This window comes from Treponema sp., from assembly GCF_024696245.1.
In the GTDB taxonomy this organism is placed as follows: domain Bacteria; phylum Spirochaetota; class Spirochaetia; order Treponematales; family Treponemataceae; genus Treponema_D.
Window position 1 is genome coordinate 1 of record NZ_JAILGZ010000091.1, and the last position, 22,373, is coordinate 22,373.

15 protein-coding genes and 1 pseudogene are annotated in these 22,373 nt (G+C 38.2%); 6 read left to right on the forward strand and 10 right to left on the reverse strand.

Translation table 11 applies throughout. The features are described 5' to 3' along the window. Positions 1 to 299 precede the first annotated feature (299 nt). From K6D58_RS06570 to K6D58_RS06590, 5 genes are read right to left on the reverse strand one after another with little or no spacing between them, the layout of a single operon-like run. Positions 300 to 971, reverse strand: coding sequence for a TonB family protein (locus K6D58_RS06570; protein WP_296828817.1), 672 nt, complete (start codon positions 969 to 971; stop codon positions 300 to 302). Beyond that, complete coding sequence (locus K6D58_RS06575) at positions 952 to 1,365, reverse strand: ExbD/TolR family protein (RefSeq protein WP_296828819.1); 414 nt, start codon at positions 1,363 to 1,365, stop codon at positions 952 to 954. The genes K6D58_RS06570 and K6D58_RS06575 overlap by 20 nt, the downstream gene beginning before the upstream one ends. After that, positions 1,358 to 1,912, reverse strand: coding sequence for a MotA/TolQ/ExbB proton channel family protein (locus K6D58_RS06580; protein ID WP_296828821.1), 555 nt, complete (start codon positions 1,910 to 1,912; stop codon positions 1,358 to 1,360). The genes K6D58_RS06575 and K6D58_RS06580 overlap by 8 nt, the downstream gene beginning before the upstream one ends. Positions 1,913 to 1,932: 20 nt before the next feature. Next, positions 1,933 to 3,549, reverse strand: coding sequence for an amino acid ABC transporter ATP-binding/permease protein (locus K6D58_RS06585; RefSeq protein WP_296828823.1), 1,617 nt, complete (start codon positions 3,547 to 3,549; stop codon positions 1,933 to 1,935). Then, positions 3,546 to 5,195 carry an ABC transporter ATP-binding protein/permease gene (locus tag K6D58_RS06590; protein WP_296828825.1) on the reverse strand — a complete coding sequence of 550 codons (1,650 nt, stop codon included), beginning with the start codon at positions 5,193 to 5,195 and terminating at the stop codon, positions 3,546 to 3,548. The genes K6D58_RS06585 and K6D58_RS06590 overlap by 4 nt, the downstream gene beginning before the upstream one ends. A 164-nt stretch (positions 5,196 to 5,359) precedes the next feature. On the opposite strand from K6D58_RS06590, the gene K6D58_RS06595 reads away from it, so the two are divergent. Beyond that, entirely contained in the window at positions 5,360 to 7,648 is a 2,289-nt protein-coding gene (locus K6D58_RS06595) for a patatin-like phospholipase family protein (RefSeq protein ID WP_296828827.1), read from the forward strand. Positions 7,649 to 7,772: 124 nt separating this feature from the next. Continuing rightward, entirely contained in the window at positions 7,773 to 8,009 is a 237-nt protein-coding gene (locus K6D58_RS06600; protein ID WP_296828828.1) for a transcriptional repressor, read from the forward strand. A gap of 80 nt (positions 8,010 to 8,089) precedes the next feature. On the opposite strand, the gene K6D58_RS06605 is transcribed toward K6D58_RS06600, so the two are convergent. Beyond that, positions 8,090 to 8,629 (reverse strand): flavin reductase family protein, encoded by a 540-nt coding sequence (locus K6D58_RS06605; RefSeq protein WP_296828831.1) that lies wholly within the window; start codon positions 8,627 to 8,629, stop codon positions 8,090 to 8,092. Between the two features lie 36 nt (positions 8,630 to 8,665). Beyond that, positions 8,666 to 9,319 carry a TetR/AcrR family transcriptional regulator gene (locus K6D58_RS06610; protein WP_296828832.1) on the reverse strand — a complete coding sequence of 218 codons (654 nt, stop codon included), beginning with the start codon at positions 9,317 to 9,319 and terminating at the stop codon, positions 8,666 to 8,668. Between the two features lie 161 nt (positions 9,320 to 9,480). Between K6D58_RS06610 and K6D58_RS06615 the strand changes: the two genes are divergently transcribed. Then, entirely contained in the window at positions 9,481 to 10,806 is a 1,326-nt protein-coding gene (locus K6D58_RS06615; protein WP_296828835.1) for a pyridoxal-phosphate dependent enzyme, read from the forward strand. 65 nt (positions 10,807 to 10,871) lie between these two features. Here K6D58_RS06615 and K6D58_RS06620 read toward each other — a convergent pair whose 3' ends face one another. Then, a complete protein-coding gene (locus K6D58_RS06620; RefSeq protein ID WP_296828837.1) occupies positions 10,872 to 14,615 on the reverse strand; it encodes an alpha-amylase family glycosyl hydrolase in 3,744 nt (1,247 codons plus the stop codon). 14 nt (positions 14,616 to 14,629) lie between these two features. After that, a complete protein-coding gene (locus K6D58_RS06625) occupies positions 14,630 to 16,738 on the reverse strand; it encodes a 4-alpha-glucanotransferase (RefSeq protein ID WP_296828839.1) in 2,109 nt (702 codons plus the stop codon). A gap of 100 nt (positions 16,739 to 16,838) precedes the next feature. Here K6D58_RS06625 and K6D58_RS06630 point away from each other — a divergent pair, with 100 nt between their 5' ends. Next, positions 16,839 to 18,206, forward strand: a complete 1,368-nt coding sequence (locus K6D58_RS06630; protein WP_296828841.1) for an MATE family efflux transporter — start codon at positions 16,839 to 16,841, stop codon at positions 18,204 to 18,206. Here the strand turns inward: K6D58_RS06630 and K6D58_RS06635 are convergent, their stop codons facing one another. After that, positions 18,207 to 18,959: a transglycosylase SLT domain-containing protein gene (locus K6D58_RS06635; protein ID WP_296828843.1), complete on the reverse strand. Its 753-nt coding sequence runs from the start codon at positions 18,957 to 18,959 to the stop codon at positions 18,207 to 18,209. A gap of 189 nt (positions 18,960 to 19,148) precedes the next feature. On the opposite strand from K6D58_RS06635, the gene K6D58_RS06640 reads away from it, so the two are divergent. Together K6D58_RS06640 and K6D58_RS06645 are read left to right on the forward strand one after the other, a co-directional pair. After that, positions 19,149 to 22,112, forward strand: coding sequence for a hypothetical protein (locus K6D58_RS06640; RefSeq protein WP_296828846.1), 2,964 nt, complete (start codon positions 19,149 to 19,151; stop codon positions 22,110 to 22,112). 32 nt (positions 22,113 to 22,144) lie between these two features. Beyond that, positions 22,145 to 22,373 (forward strand): annotated as a pseudogene (locus tag K6D58_RS06645) (glycoside hydrolase family 3 protein); the annotation flags it as partial.

A 22,373-nucleotide genomic window follows, 5' to 3' on the forward strand; every position in this document is an offset into this window, starting at 1 on the left:
TTTATAGTTCTTCTGGATTTGTTGTTGCACCAGGAATCTTAGCTTCAAATAAAAATGTCGTTGTAACATTTGAAATAAAAAATAAGAAATAATTTTTTTTAGTGAGGTAATTAGAAAAAATGGAAACTGGAATTTACTGTAAAATGAATGTAAATGACAGGGCTTTTATTCTGCCTTGCCTTCCTTTTAGATGCAAAGAGTTTTATAAAAGAGAAGGGGCTTACAGATTCAGTTTTAAATAAAAAAAAGCATTTTAAATCAGAAAGCTCTGCAAAAAAATATATTTCATAAATCAAATCTTAGCTGGTAAGTGAAAACTCCATTGTAAAAATCAAGTCAAGTTCTTTAAGCCCCTCTTTCATTTGCTTGAAAGGGGCTGCTTTTTTTACAGCCTTAAGGGCAGCTTCATTTAATTTTTCATACTGGCAGGCCGTAATAATTTCATAAAGCTTAAGGCTGCCGTCAGGGCTTACAATAACATGAAGTTTTACACTACCGGTTTCTCCTTTGCTGCGGCAGGCTACAGGATAGGATTTTTTTGCGCTTATCCTTTTTAAGACATAAGTCTTGTAATCAGCTGCCTGTTGTTTTTGTGCTGTAGACATTACGCTTTCTTCCTGAGCATTAGGATCGTAAATTGCATCTTCGTCATATTCTTCTGCTCTTTCTGCATCATCCGGAATATCTTCCGGTTCTACATAATCTTCCGGCACTTCAACATAAGTTTCTTCAGGTTTAACTTCTTCCCTTGCAATTGTATTTTCAGTTTTTTCTTTTTTTACTTCAGGCTTTTCCTCTGTCTTTTCTATTTTTTTAGGGGGAGCTTTCTTTATAATTGTAACGGTGACAGTCCGCTCTGAGTCGTCTGTAATAATGAGTCTCTTGTCTTTGTCTGCCTTAATATCAGAAATAAAAGCTGCAGCTGTAAAAATAACTGCAGTAATAATACAGCTATTTATCCAGCGATTCATGTTCTATTGCAATCCTTGTAATTCCGGCATTTTCTATTTTTACATAAACTTCAAGGAATCTTTCATAGCTTATGTTTTTATCTGCACTAAAAGTTATGGCAAGTTCTGGATTTGCCTCAAGCATAAGTTCAAGTTCACCCTGCAGTTGATCCAGAGTAATTATTTTTCCCTCAAGTTCAATCTGGCTTGCGTTAACAGCAAGTGTTGCCGTGGTGTTTTTTTCTGTAACTGTTATTGTGTCTTCTACCTGAGGCAGTTCCATGTTTATATGGGCTTTTTTAAACTGAGTAGAAACCATAAAGAAAATCAGGAGAATAAAAATTACATCAATCATGCTTGTAATATTTATTCCCAGTTCTTCTTCATGCATTATTTTTTTTATAAAGTCAGGCATTCTTAGCTTCTCCCTGGCAGCTGCATTCAGCAAGTTCGTCTTCTACGAGAAGTCCCATTTTCATCATGCGCTTTTCTATGATGCGTTTAAATGTTCTGTAGAAAAAAAGTGAAGGAATTGAAATTACCATACCAAAAGCTGTTGTAAGCATGGCTTCCCAGATACCTCCGGAAAGGTCCTGAATGTTTACCTGACTTCCTGCATCTGCCATTCCCTGAAAGGCTCCGATAAGACCGGTAACTGTTCCCAGTAATCCAAGGGAGGGAGCAACAGCACTGATAAAGTTTAAAAGCCATAAGCCTCTGTTCATTTCGTAGTAAACCATTGTGACTTCTTTTTCAAGTTCCTTTTTCTTTTCTGTAAAGGGAAGCTTTTTTGTCTGCTCAATGCGGTTTAATATTCGTGACATGTAAAACTTTTTAGTATTGTGAAAAGTCTGTCCAAAATACATAAGTCTTTCAATAATCTGACAGCAGCAGAAACATAAAAGAACTGTAAGTACCCAGTTAATTGGTCCGCCTAAATTAATAAATTGTATAAGTTTCATATATAACTCCTGTTAATTTTTTAGCTTTGTCTTCCGCTTGTAAGATTCCAAATTGTATCTGCATATTCAAAAGTACTGTCTCTATGAGAAACAATAATTACTGTTTTACCATCAGCTTCTTTTTTAACAGCTTCCATAATCATATGCTCGTTGTAGCTGTCCAGATTGCTGCTAGGTTCATCCAGAAGAATAAAATCTGCATCATGTAAAAATGCCCTTGCCAGAGACAGTCTCTGTCTTTCTCCACCAGAAAAATTATCTCCAAGTTCACTTACCATAGTTTCATATCCTTGAGGAAGTTCCATTATAAAATCATGGATGCAGGCTTTTTTACATGCTTCAATAATCTCTTCCCTTGTGGCATTCAGTTTTGCAATGCGGATATTATTTTCTATTGTGTCGTGGAATAAAACTGTTTCCTGAGTTACATAGCTTTCCATGTCTCTTAAATCTTTTGTATTAATTAAATTAATATCTTTTTGAGAGATTAAAATTTTTCCCTGATCATTTTTCCAGAACCTCATAAGAAGTTTAATAAGGGTGGATTTTCCGGAACCGGATTTTCCTTTAATGCCGAGAATTTTATTTTTAGGGAATGTCATGTTTATGTCAGAGAGGATGTTTTCTCCTTTCTTTTTATAACTGAATGAAAGGTCTTTTACTTCTGCACCATCAAAAGAAGTTTCTTCCATACCGCTGATGTTTTCTGCAACAGCATCTTCATCAAGAAGGGAGAGCACTCTTTTTCCTGAAGCAATAGTTGAGCTTAAGGAAGTTCCCAGGGCAGCAAGGGCAAGGACAGGACCAAAGGAAGAAAATTGTGCTGTTGTACAAAGAATAACTGCATTAAATGAAATAATATTTTTTTTGTATAAATACAATGATGTAAAAAGCATGGCCATAGAAGCTGCAGTTACAAGAAGTCCTGTTATGGCAGAGTTAATTCCTTCATTTATAGCAAGCGATTTTTTTGCCTGAGACAGTTCTGCACTTGTATCAGAAATTTCTTTAAGACGGTCCTGACCTTTTGAGTAAAGAAGGCTTTGCTCCAGTCCCCTTAAGTTATCCAGAAGAATGGAATTAATGGAAGCAAACTTTTTTCTGAATAAAGATGCACTTTTAAAAGCAGGTTTACTTACCAGTGCCGGAACAAATATACCGATTACAAAATATGAGACAAAGGCAGAAATTGCCAAAAGATAGTGAAAGTGAAAAAAGAATACAAGCATTATTACTGTTACAACTAAGGCTATTGCTGCAGGAGAAACTGTATGAGCATAAAAAACTTCAAGAAGTTCAACATCACTTGTAAGAAGTGAAATCAGGGAGCCCTTATCTTTTGAATCTAATTTTGCAGGCCCCAGCTTTCTTAATTTATTAAAGACAATGTTTCTGATTCTTGCCAGAATGCTGAATGCTATATAGTGATTGCAGTACTGTTCCAGATAATGAAGGACTCCTCTTGCTATTCCAATGAGAATAAGGAATTTTACAGGAAAGGAATAAGTAATAGCTGCTGCCCCTCCTGCAGGAATGGCAATTGCACATAAGTATCCTGCGCTTCCAAAAATAATTGCAAGGAGCATTACAGGAAAAAGTGGAAGTATAAGTTTAGATAATCTGATTAATGTTTTCATTCCTGGTCTCCTTTCTGGCTGCATTTTCCATTTTCAAAATAATAAATACTGTCTGCACCAAGACAGTTTTCTTTTCTGTGACTTATCATGATTATTGTTTTTGTCTTTTTAAGTTCATGGAGTAAATCAAGAATTATTTTTTCACTTTCTACATCAATGTTACTTGTGGATTCATCAAATATAAGAATGCTGCTGTCATGTAAAAGGGCACGGGCAATAGAAAGTCTTTGCTTTTGTCCTCCGGAAAGGTTAGATGCGTTCTCCATAATTTCTGCATCAAGCCCTCCATTTTCCTTTACAAAAGAAAGAAGGTTTACTTTTTTTAGTGCATCATTCATTTCTTCTTCTGTTGCGTTGCTTTTTCCTTCAAGAAGGGTATCCCTTATGCTTCCCTTAAATATCCAGTCCCTGTGACTTATATAGGAAACATTTTTAAAAAGACAGTCCAGCTTTATTTTAGAAATATCATTGCCATAAATAAATGCTTCCCCGCTATAGTTTGTATTTATTCCGCAGAGAATTTTTGCAGCTGTAGATTTTCCGCTTCCTGATTTTCCTACAAAGGCAGTATAGGAATGAGCAGCTATATGAATATTTGCATTTTTAAGAACCTTTCTTTCTCCGTAAGTAAGACTTACATTTTTAAGGGAGAGGGCAGCAGTATCAGGGTTACAGGTAATCTTGTCCAGAGTTCTTTTATTATTATCAGGGCAGGGTAAATCCAGCAGGGCAAATATTTTTTTGCTGGCAGTTGTTCCGTTCATTGCAGTATGAAAAAAACTTCCCAGCCTTCTTAAAGGAATAAAAAAATCTGCGCTTAAAAGAATACAGATAAAACAGTCAGCAGCAGAAAGAGAGCCGGATGCAAAGGAAGATATGGCTGCTGTAATTCCAAGTCCTGCTCCACCATAGGCAACTATGTCCATAATAATAATTGAATTAAGCTGCATTGAAAGAACTTTCATTGTTACTTTGCGGAAGTGCTCAGCTTCTTTTTTCATTTCTTCTTCTTTAAAAGCATCTGCCTGATAAATTTCAAGAGTTGTAAGCCCCTGAAGGTTTTCTAAAAAACTGTCGGCAAGATTTGCATACTGGTCCCAGTATTTGCTTAAGAGACGCTTTGCAATTTTTTGAACGCATATAATTGACATTGGAATTAATGGCACACAGATAAAAAGAATCAAAGCCATTTTAAAATTCAAAAAAGAAAGAATAATAAAAACAGTTACGGAAGCCAGCATGCTGTAAAAAAACTGAGGCAGGTAGAGACCAAACCATACTTCAATCTGTTCAACACCTTCTGCAGTCAGCTGAATTGTTTTTGCTGTAGAAGAATTTTCTGCATAGTCAGTTCCCAGCTGCAAAAGTTTATTGTAAATTCTTGAGCGTAGGGTCTGCTTTACTTTGCTTGAAGATTTCCAGCTTGAAAGTGAAATAAAGTAAGAGGCAAGAGCTGTAATAAATACACCGGCTCCGATTAAAACACAGGGCAGGGTAATGTTCTCACCCTTGCTGCGGATTATTTCTGCTGTAGAAAAAATAATCAGGGCATTTGCCAGAAGACTGATCCATTTAAGTACTACAGTTATAAATACGTATTTTTTTGATTCAGGGACGGCTTTTATAAGCCTGGGATTGATCATCATAAAGTTGCTCCATGTTAAAAGTAATTAGCAATAACTAACCTATAATATAGAAAAATCAAGGGTGGGGGATTGTTTTTATTGAGAAAATTTCTTATTAAACCTTTTCTCTTAAAATAAAATGAAACATAATGACAAATTTTGACAAAAGTTATAATCTTTAAAATATGATTTCCATAAAAAAAGTACTCTTTATTTTATTCCTTCCATTATTGTCTTTTCAGCTGCTTTTTTCTCAGGCAGCCGGCAGAAATTCAGGTAAAAAAAAGCCAAAGGTTGCCCTTGTATTAAGTGGTGGTGGTGCCAAAGGTCTGGCAGAAATTCCTCTTCTTGAAGCCCTTGAAGAAGAAGGTATTCAGGTTGATATGGTTTTAGGTACCAGCATGGGTGCGCTTTTAGGTTCCCTTTATTGTGCCGGTTATTCACCAAAAGAAATAAGACAGTTTATGACAGAGCTTGATCTTGTTTCCATTATTACTGAATGGCCTCAGCCTCTTCCCCGTGTTCCTGCTTATTCATTTTCTACTCATAACGATAATTATTTTTCAATTCCATTTTCTCCTACACAGCTTAAGCTGGGATCTGCTCCAGGATTTTTAGGAGACCAGAATATTCTCAACCTGCTGTCAACTTATCTGTCTAAGGTTGGTGATATAGAAGATTTTGATAAACTTTCCATTCCTTTTAGGGCTGTTACTGTAGATGTAAGTACAGGTAAACAGGTGGTTTATAAAAATGGTTCCCTGGTAAGGGCTGTTCGTGGAAGTATGTCCCTCCCTGGTGTCTGGGTTCCTGCTTTAATGAGTGACGGAACTTACGTTATGGATGGAGGCCTGCAGAATAATCTTCCTGTTCAGCTTGCCCTTGATTATGGTGCAGACATTGTAATCGCAATGGATGTTGCAAGTTCAGTTTATAAAAATCCAGAAGAAATTGATGACCTGGTTTCCGTTGGCATTCAGATTTTTAACATGATTATTTCTACTAATGCCGTTGCCCAGCATAAACTTGCAGACCTTCTTCTTATTCCTGATTTAAGTGAATTTTCTACCATGGATTTTTCCCGCCCTCAGGGAATTATAGAAGCCGGTGAACTTTGTGTTAAAAATAACAGGGAAGCAATTCATAAGATTGCTCTTGAACTGGAGAAGCAGGGTGTAAGTCTTGTAAAAAAAGATTATGACCGTGTCAGTAATTATGATTTGATTAAGGCAAAGAAAATAGAAAAGTTTGTAATAAAGGATATTGCTTTTAAAGAAAAGGTTCCTCTTCCTTCTCCAGAGCGTTTTAAAAAATTTGTGGGAAAAGAACTGAATGAAAAAACTGCCCTTAATCTTACAGATACTCTTGCAGATTTTAGAACCAGGTATCATCTTGCATCCCTGTCTTTTGAAGCAAAGGCCGGTTCAGATTCTGAACACTGTATTATAGAAATTACTGCAAATCACTACAGCCCTCAGTTAAGTAAACTCTTTTTTGGCGGCAATCCTTCTGCAGGTTTTACAAATGTAGATTCTTCAGGGCAGGGAATAAGATTTTACGTAGTTCCGGATTTTACTGTTGGAGCCCATCTTATAGGAAACGTAGAACTTCTTGCTCATCTGTATTTTGGAAATACCAGCGGCTTTGATTTTTCACTTATGCCTTATCTTGCAAAGTGGAATGACTTAAGCATTCGTTTTGATACAGGGGCTGGAGTTTCTTACGGAAGTCTTGAGCCTGCTTCCAACATAATTTTTAAGGACCGCTTAACTGATGACGATATAGGTTTGTATTTTCATGGTGGACTTCAATTCCGTTTTATTGACAATATCACGGCTTCTACCGGAATTCGTTATGATTACAATTATCTTCATTCCCTTGATGATTCCGTTAACATTCCTTATTTTTATTTTGATGCTGTCTTTAATACTTTTGAAGATGAACTTATAGATTTTAAGGGAGCAAAGGTAGATATTCTTGTAAAGTCAGGTGGTTATGGAGACGGCTTCCCTTATTTTTCAAGCCAGGTTATGTACAGTCACCGCTTTGAGTTAATAAGAAACAGAACTTCCCTGGGAATTGAATTGAATGGTGCCAACGTGCATTTCCCTTATAAGCTTAATTCCGGTTATGCTGACTTTGGCGGATTTTACGGAATGTGCGGCTATCCTCAGTTTACTTACAAAAGGGATTTTGCTATTGCCGGAATTACATTGAATCAGAAAATATTTTCTCCTTTAGGAATCCCGGTTCACATGATTATGCAGGCAAAGGCTGGTATTAAAGATAATTACAGTCCTTATGATTCATCTTATTCACCTTCAGATAAATGGTTTGAAGGTGTAGAGTCCATGAATGACGTAATCGGTGGAGCAGCCTTGTATTTTGTAATTGAAACGCCGCCAGGAAACATATATTTTGGAGGCTCCTTTAATTCCAACTTTCAATATACGGTTTGCATAGGTTTAATGTAAAAAAAAATCAATTCTTTTTCTGCTGTTGTTGACAATTAACTTTAGTTAGCTTAAAGTAATATCAGTTAGATACCAATAACTAAAGTTTTTTTTCATGGCTGTCAGGAAAGGGGTTGATTTGGATATGAACGATAAACTTGAACAAATCGTAAGTGCGTTTAAGAGAAAAGGTTGTCGTGTTACCAGACAGAGAGTGAATCTTGTTAGCACGATATTAAAGAATCCCGGATGTTCGTGCAAAGAAATTTTTTATCTTGCAAAGAAACAGGATGATTCAATTGGTCGTGCAACTGTATACAGAACTGTGCGTTCCCTTGAAGAACTTGGATTCATCAAGCCTCAGAGCATAGACATCATCTGATTCTTTTTTCCAAAAAAAAATGCATGGAGGTCAGAAGTGATTTTCTGCTTCCATGCATTTGAATTTATAAAAGTATTACTTTATTTTTTCTGGTCTTCCATTACTTTAATGATTTCTCCAATATACATGGTATGAAAATCATTTTTGCGGTAGTTCTGCTTGCAGATTAATTCATCAGTAAAGGCAAAGGGATCAAGTTCCTGGGCGTAGAGCTTTCTGCAGAAAAGAACCAGTCTTGCCTGTTTAATGTAAGGTGTTCCGTTCATGTATTCAACATCAAGCTTTGCTGCCTTAAATTTATCTCCGTCTCTTCCTGAATGACTTCCGCAGTACTCAAGGGCTGTCTTATATTTTTCACCAAGAACACTAAGGGAGAAGGTATCTGTCTGGTCTATGATTTCTTTAGTGTAGCGCTGAGGACGAAGATAAATTGTAGCTACAGGTTTGTTCCATAAAACACCGCATCCACCCCAGCTTGCTGTCATAGTATTAGGACGGCCGGTGATGATTTTACCTTCTTCATCTTCCCTTGCAGTACAGGCACTGATGAGCATGTAATCTTTTCCAATCATTTTGAATGTGTTGTCAGAAATTGCTTCTGGTCTGATAACTTTAAACATTTTATTGTCCTTAATAATTATTTTTACGCTGAATACTTATTTTAAAAGTTCAGCAAATTTTTCTATATAAGCGTTGATTTTTTCTATTGCACTTTCGTCGCTTTTTGCATTTACCATCTTGTCTGCATTTTTTTCAGGGAAGGGAAGTATTTCCTTTTTGCGTTCAAGAAGATAATCGCTGAGCATATCGTTTACAGCAGAACAGAACCACATTGCTGTTGAATGAATGTCATTTGAATCAAGATTGATTTTTTCATTTTGAATTAATGAAAGGAGAACTTTTTCTGTCTGGGCAATAAGGGTGTTTTTCTGTGTCTCAATAATATCCATTACTTCTGCAGAAAAATATTTCTGACTTTGAATGAATGTGTAAATCTGAAGCAGGGGCTGCTTTTCGTGCATTTTAAAATAGCGGTCAACGATTCCCTTAAGAACTGTTTCTGCCGGATATTTTTTAGAAACTGAATCAATGTCTGCAGGAATAAAACTTATCTGTTCTATATATTCCCGGCATGATCTGCAGGTTTCTTCAATAAGGTGTTCCCTGCTGTTAAAGTGATTGTAGATGGAAGCTTTTTTAATGTTAACTCCCTCTGCAATGTGGGCAAGGCTTGTTTCTCCTGCTGATTTGTAAAATGCAGTGTTAAGCATGCTTTTTATAATCTGATCTTTTGTATTTGTATCGGACATTACATTCCTCCTGACTAACGATAGTTAGTATTAAGTATATACTTACTGCCCTTATTTGTAAACTCCGCAGTCATTTTCAATATATTTGTATTATACTTTCTAAAGGGGAATTTCTCTGTTATAATTAAATAGGTTTTTACTTTTTTACTTCAGGAGTTGTCATGCGTTTTGTCAGTACGAGAAATGCAGAAAATATAGTTGGTTTTAAGGAAGCGGTAACTAAACCTGTTACTGCTGACGGTGGACTTTATGTTCCCTATGCAGCAGATGATTTACGCCGGTGGATTCTCTATGCTGACGAAAATACAAGTTTTGCCAGCCTTGCAGGTTCCCTTACATCAGCTTTGATAAATGAAGAATTCAGTCCTATTATTTGTGAAACCATTACAACCAGGGCCTTTAGAAAAGATCCTGTATTAAAAAAGCTGGACGATAATCTTTTTATATTTGAACTTTATCACGGAGACACCGGTACCTTTAAGGATTACGGAGTTGCCTACCTTACATCTGCTCTGGAAACAATCCTTAAACTGAATGATGAAAAATCAATTCTTCTGGATGCTACAACAGGTGAACTTGGTGCCTGCATGTCCTGTGCCCTTAAAGATAAAAAACTTCTCAAGTCAGTACTCCTTGCTCCTAAGGGAAAATTCCGTGGATTAAGTGAAGATGATTTTGCCTGGAACGGTGGAAACATTTTTCCTGTAGAAGTTGATGGAACAGAAGAAGACTGTCACGATCTTGTAAGAAGTATTTTTGCAGACCCGGCTCTTGTAGAAAAATATAATCTTACTGTCGCCAATACTGCAAATATCGGTCGTCTTTTACCTCAGGCTTTCTTTTATACTTATGCCTTTTCCCGCTTAAAGAAACAGGTCAGCGGTGACATTTATTATGCCCTCTCTGCCGGTAACTATGGAAATCTTGTGTCCGGGCTTTACGGCTGGCAGCTGTCTCTTCCTGTAAATGGTTTTATAGTTCCTGCTTCTAAAGAGATTCAGTGTGATCCTACAGGACGTTGTCTTGTAATGGATGGAATGATTCCTCTTGAACAGCGTAAACCTGCAGACCCTTCTGATCCTTCTAATGTTGAACGTCTGGAAAATGTTTTTAAGGCAAATGCCCTTATGCTTCACAGTTTTGTATATCCTGCAGAGGTTAGTGAAGAAGATAAGGATAATGCCTGCAAGGAACTCTTTAAGAAATATCATGTTTATGCAGACAGTGATACTTCTGCCGCTTATGCTGCTGCCATGAAGAGAAGTGAAATCTGTGAAGATGACGGCAGCGTTGTAATTGTTGCAAGGGATGATCCTTTTATGGAAAAGGATTTTCTTCAGCATAATCTTGGTGAAGTTCCGGAAGCTCCGGCAAATGTAAAGGCAGCATTCTCTCCTGTAGATTGTCCCCGCCCTCCGATAAAACCTGGTGACAGGGAGTCTTTAATTTCTGTATTAAACTCCCTGAATCTTCTTCGTATTTTTTAATTCAGTTTTTTTATAAAATAAAGGCCGGTGGATTTATCATAACCACCGGCCTTCTTGTTTATTGATTATTTTTTACTTTTTTTGCCCCCGGCCGTTTTCTTAGCCGTGGTCTTCTTTGCTGTAGAAGTGGCTGCTGTTTTCTTAGCCGTGGTTTTCTTTGCTGTAGAAGTGCTGCTTGTTTTTTTAGCAGGTGCTTTCTTTGCTGTAGAAGTGCTGGCTGTTTTTTTAGCAGGAGCTTTCTTTACCGTAGAAGTGCCTGCTGTTTTCTTAGCCGTGGTCTTCTTTGTTGTAGAAGTGCTGCTTGCTTTTTTAGCAGGAGCTTTCTTTACCGTAGAAGTGCTGCTTGCTTTTTTAGCTGAGGTCTTCTTTTTACCTGTAAGTGCTTCCATTAAGAGCTGGCACTGGTATTCTGCTTTTGCACATGCCTTTTCTATTTCTGTAAGAATCTTCTTTGCAGAAGCATTCTTTGCCAGCAGCATTGCAAAATAAGAATAGCTGAGGGCAGATTCAAAAAGCTCTTTGTTAAACCATCTGATTCCGTTAAAGTCATTTGCTCCGGATAAAAGCCTTCCGTATTCCTGACCTGTAAGAAGCTCTCCAATATCTGCAGCTTTCTTTGCCTTAGCACATTCAGCTGTTATGAAAATTCTTGTGTATTCATACTTAGGAGACTGGTCCTTAATCTTTGCTTTTACAATAAGTTCTCCCAGCTTTCTGTCCAGACCAAAGGCAAGACAGTTTTTACTTCCGCAGGAAAGTACAGCTGAAGCAGTTCCAGTTAAAAGAGCTCCATCTTTTGCAGATTTAATTTCTTTTGAAGCAAAAATCAAATCCAGGTTTTTTGTAAAGGCTGTCCATCTTTGAGCAGCAGATGGAACTTTAATTTTTGCAGCTGTCTTTTTAGAAACAGTCTTTTTAGAAACAGCATTCTTTCCAGAAGTTTTTGTTTTTTCTGATGCTTTATTTTCTTCTTCAGCTTCAAGAACTTCTGTCTGGAATTTTACTTCTTCTTGGTAGTAGGCAAGGGCTTCTTCTTTAAGTCCCTTTACTATCTTTGTAAATGCAGGCTTTTTAACATCCTTAATCTGATCAAGGGTTTTAAGGAAGTCTTCATTCATAAAGTTTTCAAGAGCTGCATAAAGATCCTTGTACTTGTATTCCTGCCATGCAACATCCAGGTCTGTTACTCCCCTTCCGTTAAGAAGATTGCAGAGGGTTTCGTATTTTTTATCTGCTCCATCAGCAACCTGCTGCATGTTAAGGTAAACCTGATATTCAAATCCATTAAGAGAAACAAACATTCCCTGGTTAAGAATGTCGTTGGAACGGCGTACATACCAGAGACCGCTTCTGTGTTCCTTAAAGATTACAAAGTGATTGTCTCCGTAAGTAAGGCCTAAACCTTCTCCAACGGATTTTGTATACATGGTTTTGTCGTTTTCACCGCTGCCGGTTTTTACTGCATATTCACAGCTCTGTTTAATCCAGCCGTCTGCATGTTCGTACTTGTTGTTGTAGAAGACCAGAGTTCTTTCGCTGGCAGTTCCGTTGGAATAAGCAAAGATATTTTCGTTAACACTGCCGTCCTTCCATACATCATAGAAGAGGAAGTTTTCTACTCCGGCAAAAAGATAACGCTTGTGCATAAGAGGGAAGATGTCATGGCGGTGACGGTTCATCAAGCCTTCATCAACCTGTTCATCTTTGTAGGCACGGGTATATTCCATTCCGTACTTTTCTTCAAAGCCTTCAAGCTGTCCGTGTCCAAACATAGGAAGTCCCGGCATGGTAATCATAAGGGTGCATACACCAAAGTATTTATCTCCTTTACCAAACTGGGCAACTGCAGTTTCTTCATCAGGGTTGTTCATAAAGTTTACAAAGCGCTTAAGAACCTGAGGGTCAAACTTGATTGTATTTTTTACAGTGTCACGGTACTTCTGGTTTTCTTCTTTTTTAAGCATGTTCATAAAGGCAGAGTTGTAAACACGGTGCATGCCGAGAGTTCTTGTAAAGTATCCTTCCATCATCCAGAAAGCTTCTGCCAGTAAAAGGGTGTCAGGCATTTCCTGAGCACAGCGGTCTACAACTTCCCTCCAGAATTCATTTGGAATAGCATCTTCAAACTGCTGACTTGTAAGGGAGTAGCGGCTTCTTGTTGCAATGTCTCCTCCGTGTCCAGGTTCAGGATACCAGAGGCGGCGGATATGTTTCTTTGCCAGAACCATAGCCGCATCAAACCTGATAATAGGGAAGTTTCTTGCAACTTTAAGAATCTGCTGCATTACGGCTTCCCTTGCTTCAGGATTTAAAAAGTCAATCTGTGCAGTGTCATTCCATGGCATTCCGGTTCCGTCGTTACCATGATAAATGTATGTAACATCACCTGTGTAATTATCTACACGCTTAAAGCAAACGGCACAGTCTGTTTTTGAATAATAGTGGTTTTCAAGATAAACGCTTACCCTTCCGTCCTGACATAAATCTTCTCCGTCATAATTGTACTGAGGAAAAGGATTATCCTTAGAAGAGATAAAATAATCAGGGTGTTCAATAACCCACTTACCGTCCATACCTGTATGGTTAGGAACCATGTCACTGGCCAGACGGATTCCTCTTGCCCAGCAGCGGGCCCTTAAATTTTCAAGAGCACCCCAGCCTCCAAGGTTACCTGCAATTTCATAATCAAGAAGGGAGTAGGCACTTGCAGCAGCTTCAGGATTTCCGTTTATCTGCTTGATTCTTCTTGAAGCATAACTTCTTTCCCAAAGTCCTATCAGCCAGAGTCCTGTAAAACCTTCGTCCCTTAAAGCATCCAGTTCTTCATCAGGAATCTGGTCCAGGCGGTTAATGTCACGATTGTATTTTTTAGAAAGCTGGTAAAGCCATACAAGAACAGTTTTTGCCATAAGTACAACCTTAGGCATCCATTCCCGGTCAGGAGAAAAGCGCTCGTATTCCTTCATAAGGTTTTCGTAGGAGTAAGCATCCATACTTACTTCTCCACCATTAGTCGGGTGCCATGCAGCTTTTTCTTCTTCGCTTAAAGTATCCATACCTTCAAGAAGACGTCTTAACCAGTCTGCAAGCAGGTCTTTCCAGTAAGTGCGGATATAATCCAGCTGTCCTTTTAAAGAAGTAGGGCTGGCAATAACCGGTTCTTTAAGCATGGTAATAAGGTCATTGTTTTTTGGTCCAAATACAGGCTGGGTTTTAAAGAAAGCCTTTATCTGGTTCCAGCTTTTTATGTAAAGGGGATTTGCCTTTAATTTTTCATCATCAAATAAAACTGCAAAAGGATGAAAGGCAGGGTTTTCATTTGCAAGGTGAAGAAGAATCATTTCTTCAAGAACCTGTTCACGATTAGTGCGGGTCTTTTCTGTTCCAGGATCAATACAGGTCTGTGCAAGATATTCTTCTGCAGAAAGTTCTTCATTGTAAACAGCTACAGGAGGAAACTCTTCCATAAACTCAAGAAGAAGCTGGTCAACCTTTTCTTTCTTAAAGTAAGTATCCAGATCAGAAAGAAGATTTGTAAAACTTAATGGGGCTTTGTTTTTTCTAAAGAGCATACAGATTAAATGAAAAACTTCATCTATAAGCCCCATGGCATTTAAGGAACCTGCACTTACTTTTTTTTCATTTTGTCCCCGGCTTTCAAAAAGCTGATTAAGGAGAATCTGAAATTCCTGTACGGCTTTAAAATTGGCAAGAATCACATTTCCGCTGGATGCGAACATGGATTTGTTAAAGTTACATAAGTCACGGATTTTGCGGCTTATGTGGAACTCGTTGTAAGAAATATTCATATCTCCTCCGTTTTTTACTTGCTGTGTATATTACATATGTTTTTAATACTTTCCAGAAGTTTTTTATTTTCACTAAGTTTTTCTATAGAAACAGGCAGTCTGTAGGTCCAGTTAAATTCATTTACAGAACCAGGCACATTAATTCTTTCTGCATTTTCATCTTCAAGATAAAGTTCATCATCAAGGAAGAGGTAGTCCTGTAAAGGATTTACAAAGAGGTCACTCTTACATTCTGCACATTTAGAAAGAACATATTCAGCTTCTTTAGCAGTAAATTTGTCAGCTGCATTTATGTCTTCCTTTGCTCCTGCCATTTTAATAAAGCTTTCTACTGACTGCTTTTCATCGTTCCACCACTGTCTTAAAGTAGAAGAATCATGAACGCTTGTAGTAGCAACGCTAAGTTCCGGATAATCATTAAAAGGAATATAAGGCTGGCCATCTTTCTGCCACTCCCTGTTCCATCTGATTACCTTAAGTGAAAGAATATTCAGCTCCTTAAGAACTTCATTCATGCATTTAAGATTTACACCCAGGTCTTCTGCACAGGCAATCATTTCTGTTTCAGAAGTTATCGGTGTAAGAACTGACAGGGCCTGCTTTTTCCATAAGGTATTTTCTTCTTCCTTAAGGGTAGCAAATATTTTTTCAAGCTTTGTTTTTTCTTCTCCGCTAAGACTCTGCCATGCAGTAGAATTGCCGTAAGAGTAAACAGGTATATAAAACTTTTCTTTCTTTATATCTGAATTAATTTCTTCCGAAGCTTCTGCTTCATCTGTGACACCTGTATCCTGATCACAAGTATCTTCTTCTATAAGACAGCGGTTGCGCCAGTATTCAGCAAGCTTCTGTTTGCAGTACCAGTCCTTGTCATTGTCTTCAAAGAATCTCATTTCAAAAATTGAATTGTCACCGGTAATTTCTTTTTTAAAATTCCACAGCTCTTCCGTCTTAACCCGGTCACAGGTCTTTTCAAAAACAGAAAGGGCTTCTTCGTGATTGCCGGTAATGTCTTCAATAGCTTTTGTAGGAATATGAGGCTGGCTTAACCACTTAAGGCGGTCTTCCGTAAAGCCTGCTTCTTCAAGTTCACTTTGAGAAATGTTTGCGTATGGAATTGTATGTCCCAGGTAAGCTGTGCTTTCTTTTTGTGATACAGCCCAGATTCTAAAAAAGCCCAGAATGTGATCAATTCTAAAGGCAGAGTAATACTGAGAAGCCAGGGAAACCCTCTGCTTCCACCATGAAAAATCATCTTCTGCAATTTTATTCCAGTTGTAAGTAGGGAATCCCCAGTTCTGTCCCATTGGATTTTCACCATCAGGAGGAGAGCCGGCCCTTAATTCCTGGTTAAAGTATTCAGGATGAGCCCAGCAGTCAGCAGAATCTTCATTCATCAAAATAGGAATGTCACCCTTTAAAAGAATATTCTTTGATTTTACATAGTCTGCAGCTTCCTTAAACTGTTCGTGAGCCCTGAGCTGACACCATACAAAAAAGTTGTGGCTTACTTTAAGGGCCTTGTTGTTCCACCTGAGCTTAATGTGCTTTTCGTCCATGTGGGCAAGTTCTTCAGGCCAGGATTTCCATGAAGCCTGCATTGCATCATCCTTAAGGTTTTTAAAAACTGCATAAGTCTGAAGCCACTTGTTTTTACGGGCAAAGCGTTCTGTAAGAAGGAAGAACTGTTCTCCAAAAGAAGAACCTCCCTTAACACCCTTTACCTTTCCCTGTATTTTTTTATCTATATAATTGTAGAGAAGGTGAAGCAGGGTAGTTTTGCTTTCAAGAAGTTTGTCGTAGTTAAAGCGGGATTCATATTTAAACTGCTTCTGAAATTTTTTATAGGCAGCAGCAAAAGTTTTATCATGTTCAAAGGCTTCTTCAAATTCAGGCAGGGCATTTATGCGGATGTAAACAGGGTGAAGGGCGTATGCAGAAAGTCCTGAATAGGGTGAAGAATGAGTTCCCGTGTCATTTACAGGAAGAAGCTGTATAAGGGACAGACCTGCTTTTTCACAGAAGTCTGCAAAGTCTTTAAGGGCAAGAAAATCTCCGGCACCCGGACAGTCTTTTGTATAAAGGGATGCAAGAGTAACAGTAACACCAGTAATTTTTTTCATAATACTACTATTATAACATCTTTAAAGGGAATTGTATATTTTAAAAGGGTACCCCCCCCCGGATTGACTTTTTTAGTTGTCTCATTAATATTCAACGGATATGAAAACATATGACATGACTGAAGGTAATCCTTTTAAACTGATTATTTTTTATTCTCTGCCAATGTTAATCGGTCAGATTTTTCAGCAGCTTTACAGTATGTGCGATACCGTTATTGTTGGCCGTCTCTTAGGTTCCGCTGCCCTTGGTGCTGTTGGAAATACTGGCCCTATGAACTTTCTTGTACTGGGCTTTCTGTTTGGAATGACAAGCGGTTTTGCCGTTATTACTGCCCAGCGTTTTGGTGCAAAGGATGATGCAGGATTAAAGAAGTCTGTTGCTCAGAATATTCTTCTTAATGCTGCCAGTGCAGTTATTATTACCATACTGGCCTGTGCATTTACAAAGCCTATCCTCAGGGCAATCCACACTCCGGAAGGATCTTTCTTTACTGATTCCTTCAATTATATCTTTATTATTTATGCAGGAATTCCGGCTCTTGTTCTTTACAACGGCTGTGCCTGTGTCCTCAGGGCTGTAGGAGATTCTAAGACTCCTTTGTATTTTCTTATTGTCTCGTCTTTTTTGAATATTGTCCTGGATATTGTATTCATTAAATACTGCGGAATGGGAGTAGGGGGTGCAGCCCTTGCTACTGTTATTTCCCAGGGTGTGTCAGGTATTTTAAGCCTTGTATGGATAATCGTAAAATTTCCTTCCCTTCATGTTAAGCTTTCTGATTTTAACGGAGGCCGTCAGTTTATGATGCGTCACCTTACTATCGGTTTAAGCATGGGATTTCAGTTTTCAATTACAGCAATCGGAGTTGTAGTTCTTCAGGGAGCCCTTAATCTCTTTGGTGAAGTAAAGATTTCTGCCTATACTGCAGCTCAGAAAGTTGAACAGCTGGTTACTGTTGCAGCAGGTGTAATCGGAACAACCATGACAACCTATGCCGGACAGAATCTTGGTGCAGGCCGCCTTGACCGTATCAGGGAAGGGGTTACAAAATCTACTATTATTAGTGTTTCTTTTGCAGTTCTTGCAGCTGTTCTTGCCCTTTTGTTAAGCGATCAGATGACTTCTATCTTTATAGACAGGAATGAAGCCGGCATGACTTCAGAAAAATGGGCCGAAATCCTTAAGTCTTCTGCTACTTATCTTAAAATCTGCGGATTGAATTTTCCGGTTTTGTTTATGCTCTTTATTTACAGGAATACCCTTCAGGGTGTTAACAGGGGCTTCTGGCCTTTAATGGGTGGTGTTTTTGAACTTGTAGCCCGTACGGTTGCAGCTTATACCCTGCCTTCCGTAATCGGTTATGCGGGAATCTGTGCAGCAGGTCCAATAGCCTGGGCAGCCGCAGCAATACCCCTGGCTTTTGCCTGCTACATTCAGCTTTACTCTAAGAAACACCCTCTGGTGTGATTATCTTGCAGCAAGTTTTTTAAGTACTTCGTCGGAGAAGAAGGCAATTACTTCTGATTCAAAGCTGTCGTCAAGAACTGCCCTGTAATGTTCAATCTGGGAGATGTAGTTAAGGGTAATCTGTGGTGTTCCGTTGCGGCGTACTTTAACGGTACCTGCATTGTACATTGCAAGACCTGCAATTTCGTTTCCGGCTGTAGAAATACAGAACTTAAGGTGAGAAAGTCCGTATTTTGCAGATACGGCCGGGTCATAAAAATCAGTTTCAGTAAGCTTAGGAAAGCTTAAGTTGTTCAGCTGAAAAAGTCCCCTGTCAATTGAACCGTTGGTGTTCTTGTGATAGGCGTTTACATTAAAGGAACTTTCTGTATGAGCCAGGGCAAATGCCAGTGATAAAGGAATGTCATTGGCATCAGCTTCTTCAAGAACTGCATGGGCAATTTCTGTGCTTCCTGTAATGCGGGCATAGAACCATTCAACAGCTGCCTTGCTTTCTGCCTGACGGTAAAACTTTAATCCCTGGTCATCTTTTTTTGATGTATCAAGTACAAAGTCTGCAAGGTCTTCATCTGTAATGTCAAAAAGAAAATCATCTTCATTTTCTGTTACTGCAATGCTTTCTTCAGCTGCAGTTTTTTTTGATTCTTCATCCGGGAGAAAAATAAGGATTGCAGCAGATATTACGGCAAGAAAAAGGCCTAATGCTGCACTTCCGCGGATTTTTTCTGAAATAATCTGGTTTTCACTAAACATAGTGGCCAAATTTTACACAAAAGCGCTCTTTTAGCAATACAAATAGTGGAAAATCTTTTAATTTTTCGCAAATAATGCTAATTTCTGCACTTTTATACACAATAATGATATTATTCCTTGAATATTTTAAATCGTATATATAGTATACATAGCCTTTTAATAATAAAAGTTATGTACAGGATTGTGAATATGATTAAAAAGTTGCTTTCTTTTACTGCATTTATTTTTATTTTTTCCATAAACATGAATTTTTCAAAGGTTTACGCTTACGGCGGACTTATGGCAGATGCAGAAGGTATAAAGACTGTAAGTACAAAATGGTTTGATATTATTTATGCAGAAGAATGCAGTCAGTCAGCCCTGGAGCTTTCTTTGTGCTGTGATTCAATCTACGAAAAGCTTTGTAAGGATTACAATGTGCCTGCCAACGATAAAGGACAGGAAGGTCAGCCTCAGTTCAGGATTCCCCTGGTAATTACTAATGGTACTGATATTTTTAATGCATATTTTACTACCAGCAATTTTAACCACATAGTTTTATATGACACAATGTCAGAAGACAACATGGCAGTTTTTTCAAATCCCCTTACAGGAACTTTTACCCATGAACTTACCCATGCCGTATCAATTAATATGCGCAATGATTACTGGCGTTCAATAGCTGATATTTTTAGTGATAATATAAACATTGGGTCTATTCTTATAATGCCATCCCTTATTAAAGAGGGAGCTGCAGTTGAATACGAAAGCTTAAATGGAGAAGGCCGCCTTAATGATGGTTTTTATCTTCATACAGTCCGTCAGGCAAAGCTTAGCGGAAAATTCCCGGGCTATGGTGATGTTACCGGTGCCCGTTCTAAATATCCTGCAGGTTCCAGCGCCTATTCTTTTGGTGGTCCTTTTGTTGAATATCTTATCGCAACTTACGGCAGGGAGGCTTTTAATGACTTCTGGTATAAGGCTGTTAACGGAAAGTCTTTAACTTTTAAATGGTGTTTTAAAAAGGCCTATCCTCTTTCTTTAAACGAAGCCTGGAAGAATTTTATGGATTCAGTTCAGGTGCCTGATGTAAAAGCAGATCCTCTTGAAGAAGACAATGTAAGGGACTTTTTTACTCTAACGGATAAAGCTTCCTTAAAAAATAAGAGGGGTTCCCTTTATTCTTCCATGACAGCTTTTGATGGCGGTTTTATTTATGCTGATGATTCTGGAACAGGAGTATATATCTGCTTTAAAAAAGAAAATGGCTTTACTTCTCCAGAAAAATTATTCAGCTGCAGTAATATTAATTCCCTCAGGGCAAGTATAGACGGCCGCTTTCTTTTGCTTTCATATATAAGCATAAATCATGTAAATCCAAAGAGCAGGATTAAGATATATGACCTTGCAAAGAAAGACTGGATTTCTGTCAGGGAGACTCAGCTTAAGGAAGCCTGTGTCCTTAAAAAGGATGGAGCTTATTATCTTGCAGCCGTAAAGAATTCCGGTCAGGAAGAAGCTCTTTGTATTTATTCCCTTGATACAAAAAATGGTGAACTTAAAATTGTAAGCAAAACAAATCTTGTAAGGGGTCAGCAGATTTTTTCTCCTGTACAGCTTTATGATTCAAGCCTGGCTTTTATTCATAAAAAAGGTCTTTCCTGGAGCCTTGTCCTCTGCAGTGATTTTACTCAGAATCAGCCGGTTTTTAAAACAGTAGCCCTTCCACAGGATGTAAGAATCCGCAGCCTTAATCCGGATCCTTATTCAAATACCCTGTCTTTTTCTTATGCTAAAAAAGATACTTTCCCAAGAGCAGGCTTTGCCCTTTTTGATAAGGACAGCTGCCGTTTTTACTTTGAAAAGACAGATGTTTCCGGTGGAGTTTACCAGCCTCTTGTATGGAATTTTAATGAAGAAAAATCTTCTATTATTTACGCCTCATATTTTTATGACAACAGTGCCCTTATGATTAAGGATTCCCTTGTACTTGATCAATCAAAGGCCGCCCTTAAAGATTTTACTGATATTGCAGAAGAAAGCCTTTCTGCCTCAATAGAGGGAGCCCTTCCTTATAAAAAACTTTACTGGAGCAGGGGAAGTTTTTATATCCTGTCAAATGTTCAGGCAATGACCTTTACTGATGCAGGTAAAAAAATGAATGATGACGGGGTAGAGACATCTTCCCTTTTGCTGGGCCTTACCTTTAATAAAAACAATCCCTGGGATTCAGATTCCTTTGCTTTTGGCGCCGGCTTTGATGTATTTAAACTTTGCGGCGGCCTTAAACTTTCTTTTTCCGGCAGCAGTACTACTTCCCTTTATGAATACAGCAACGCTTCCAGTCTTCTTTTTGATGCAAAGGGATTTACCCAGCTGTCCAATATATTTACCTTTAGCAGCGGCCTCAGGCTTGCTTCTTCTTCATCCATAATCTTTACTGAATCAAACAGCACTTTTGCAGGAAGGGGAGAGATTTATTCAAAGCTTGATGATGCTTCTGATGAAGATTATTCAGTTGATTCAAATAACTATCTTTACACTGTAAACGATGCAAGCCTTTCTTTTTCTACAATTCACAAAACAGGAAGCGGTACTTATGAGTCAGCAGGATTTGCTCTGGGAGCCGGTCTTAAAAATGTTGCAATTACAAGACTTGACGGAAGTGACCCTGACTGGATTGAAGGTATGAGGTATAACTCCCTTTATCCTTTTGCTCAGTTTGTGCTTCCAAAACTGCTGCCTTTTTCCTGTGTAAATAATTTTACTTACAATCTTCCTGTAAGGTTTTACGCATCCCTTCTTTCTGCAAGAAAAACTTTTGCTTACCTGAATGCAGAAAGCGTAATTTTTGGTTATGAGATTCAGAGGGGTTATGGAACTGTTCCTCTTTATTTTAACCGCTTCCTTTTTACAGGCGGCTATCATGCTCAGTTTAAAAATCAAAACAGGGATTTTGAAATCATGTACCTTAAGGATGACTTTGACATGATAAGTGACATGTATTACGAAGACGGAATATATGCTTCTATTTTTATTCAGCCTGGATTAAATACCGGTGCCCTTGCAAACAGTCAGGCCTCCTTAAAGGTAGGTCTTCAGGGAGAATATCATCTCCACGGTGATGATAAAGGTGAATTTACCCTGTCATTTACCATGAGCACTCTTTTTTAAGTTGCCGTTTTTAATTACAATAGCTGTCACCTATGAAAAGATTTTTGCTTACTGTATGTTCATTGTTTTTTATTGCGCAGGGAACCCTTTCTGCCCAGACTCCTTCTTCTCTTCCTCAGGATGTAGATTTCTGGAGTAACTATCCGGATGAGATTCTTGCAAAGACTCTTGTCAGCCGTATGAGTGATGAAGAACTTTTAGCCCAGATTCTTATGTTTGGATGGGCCGGGGCAGAACCAAGTGATCTTTTAAATTCATGGG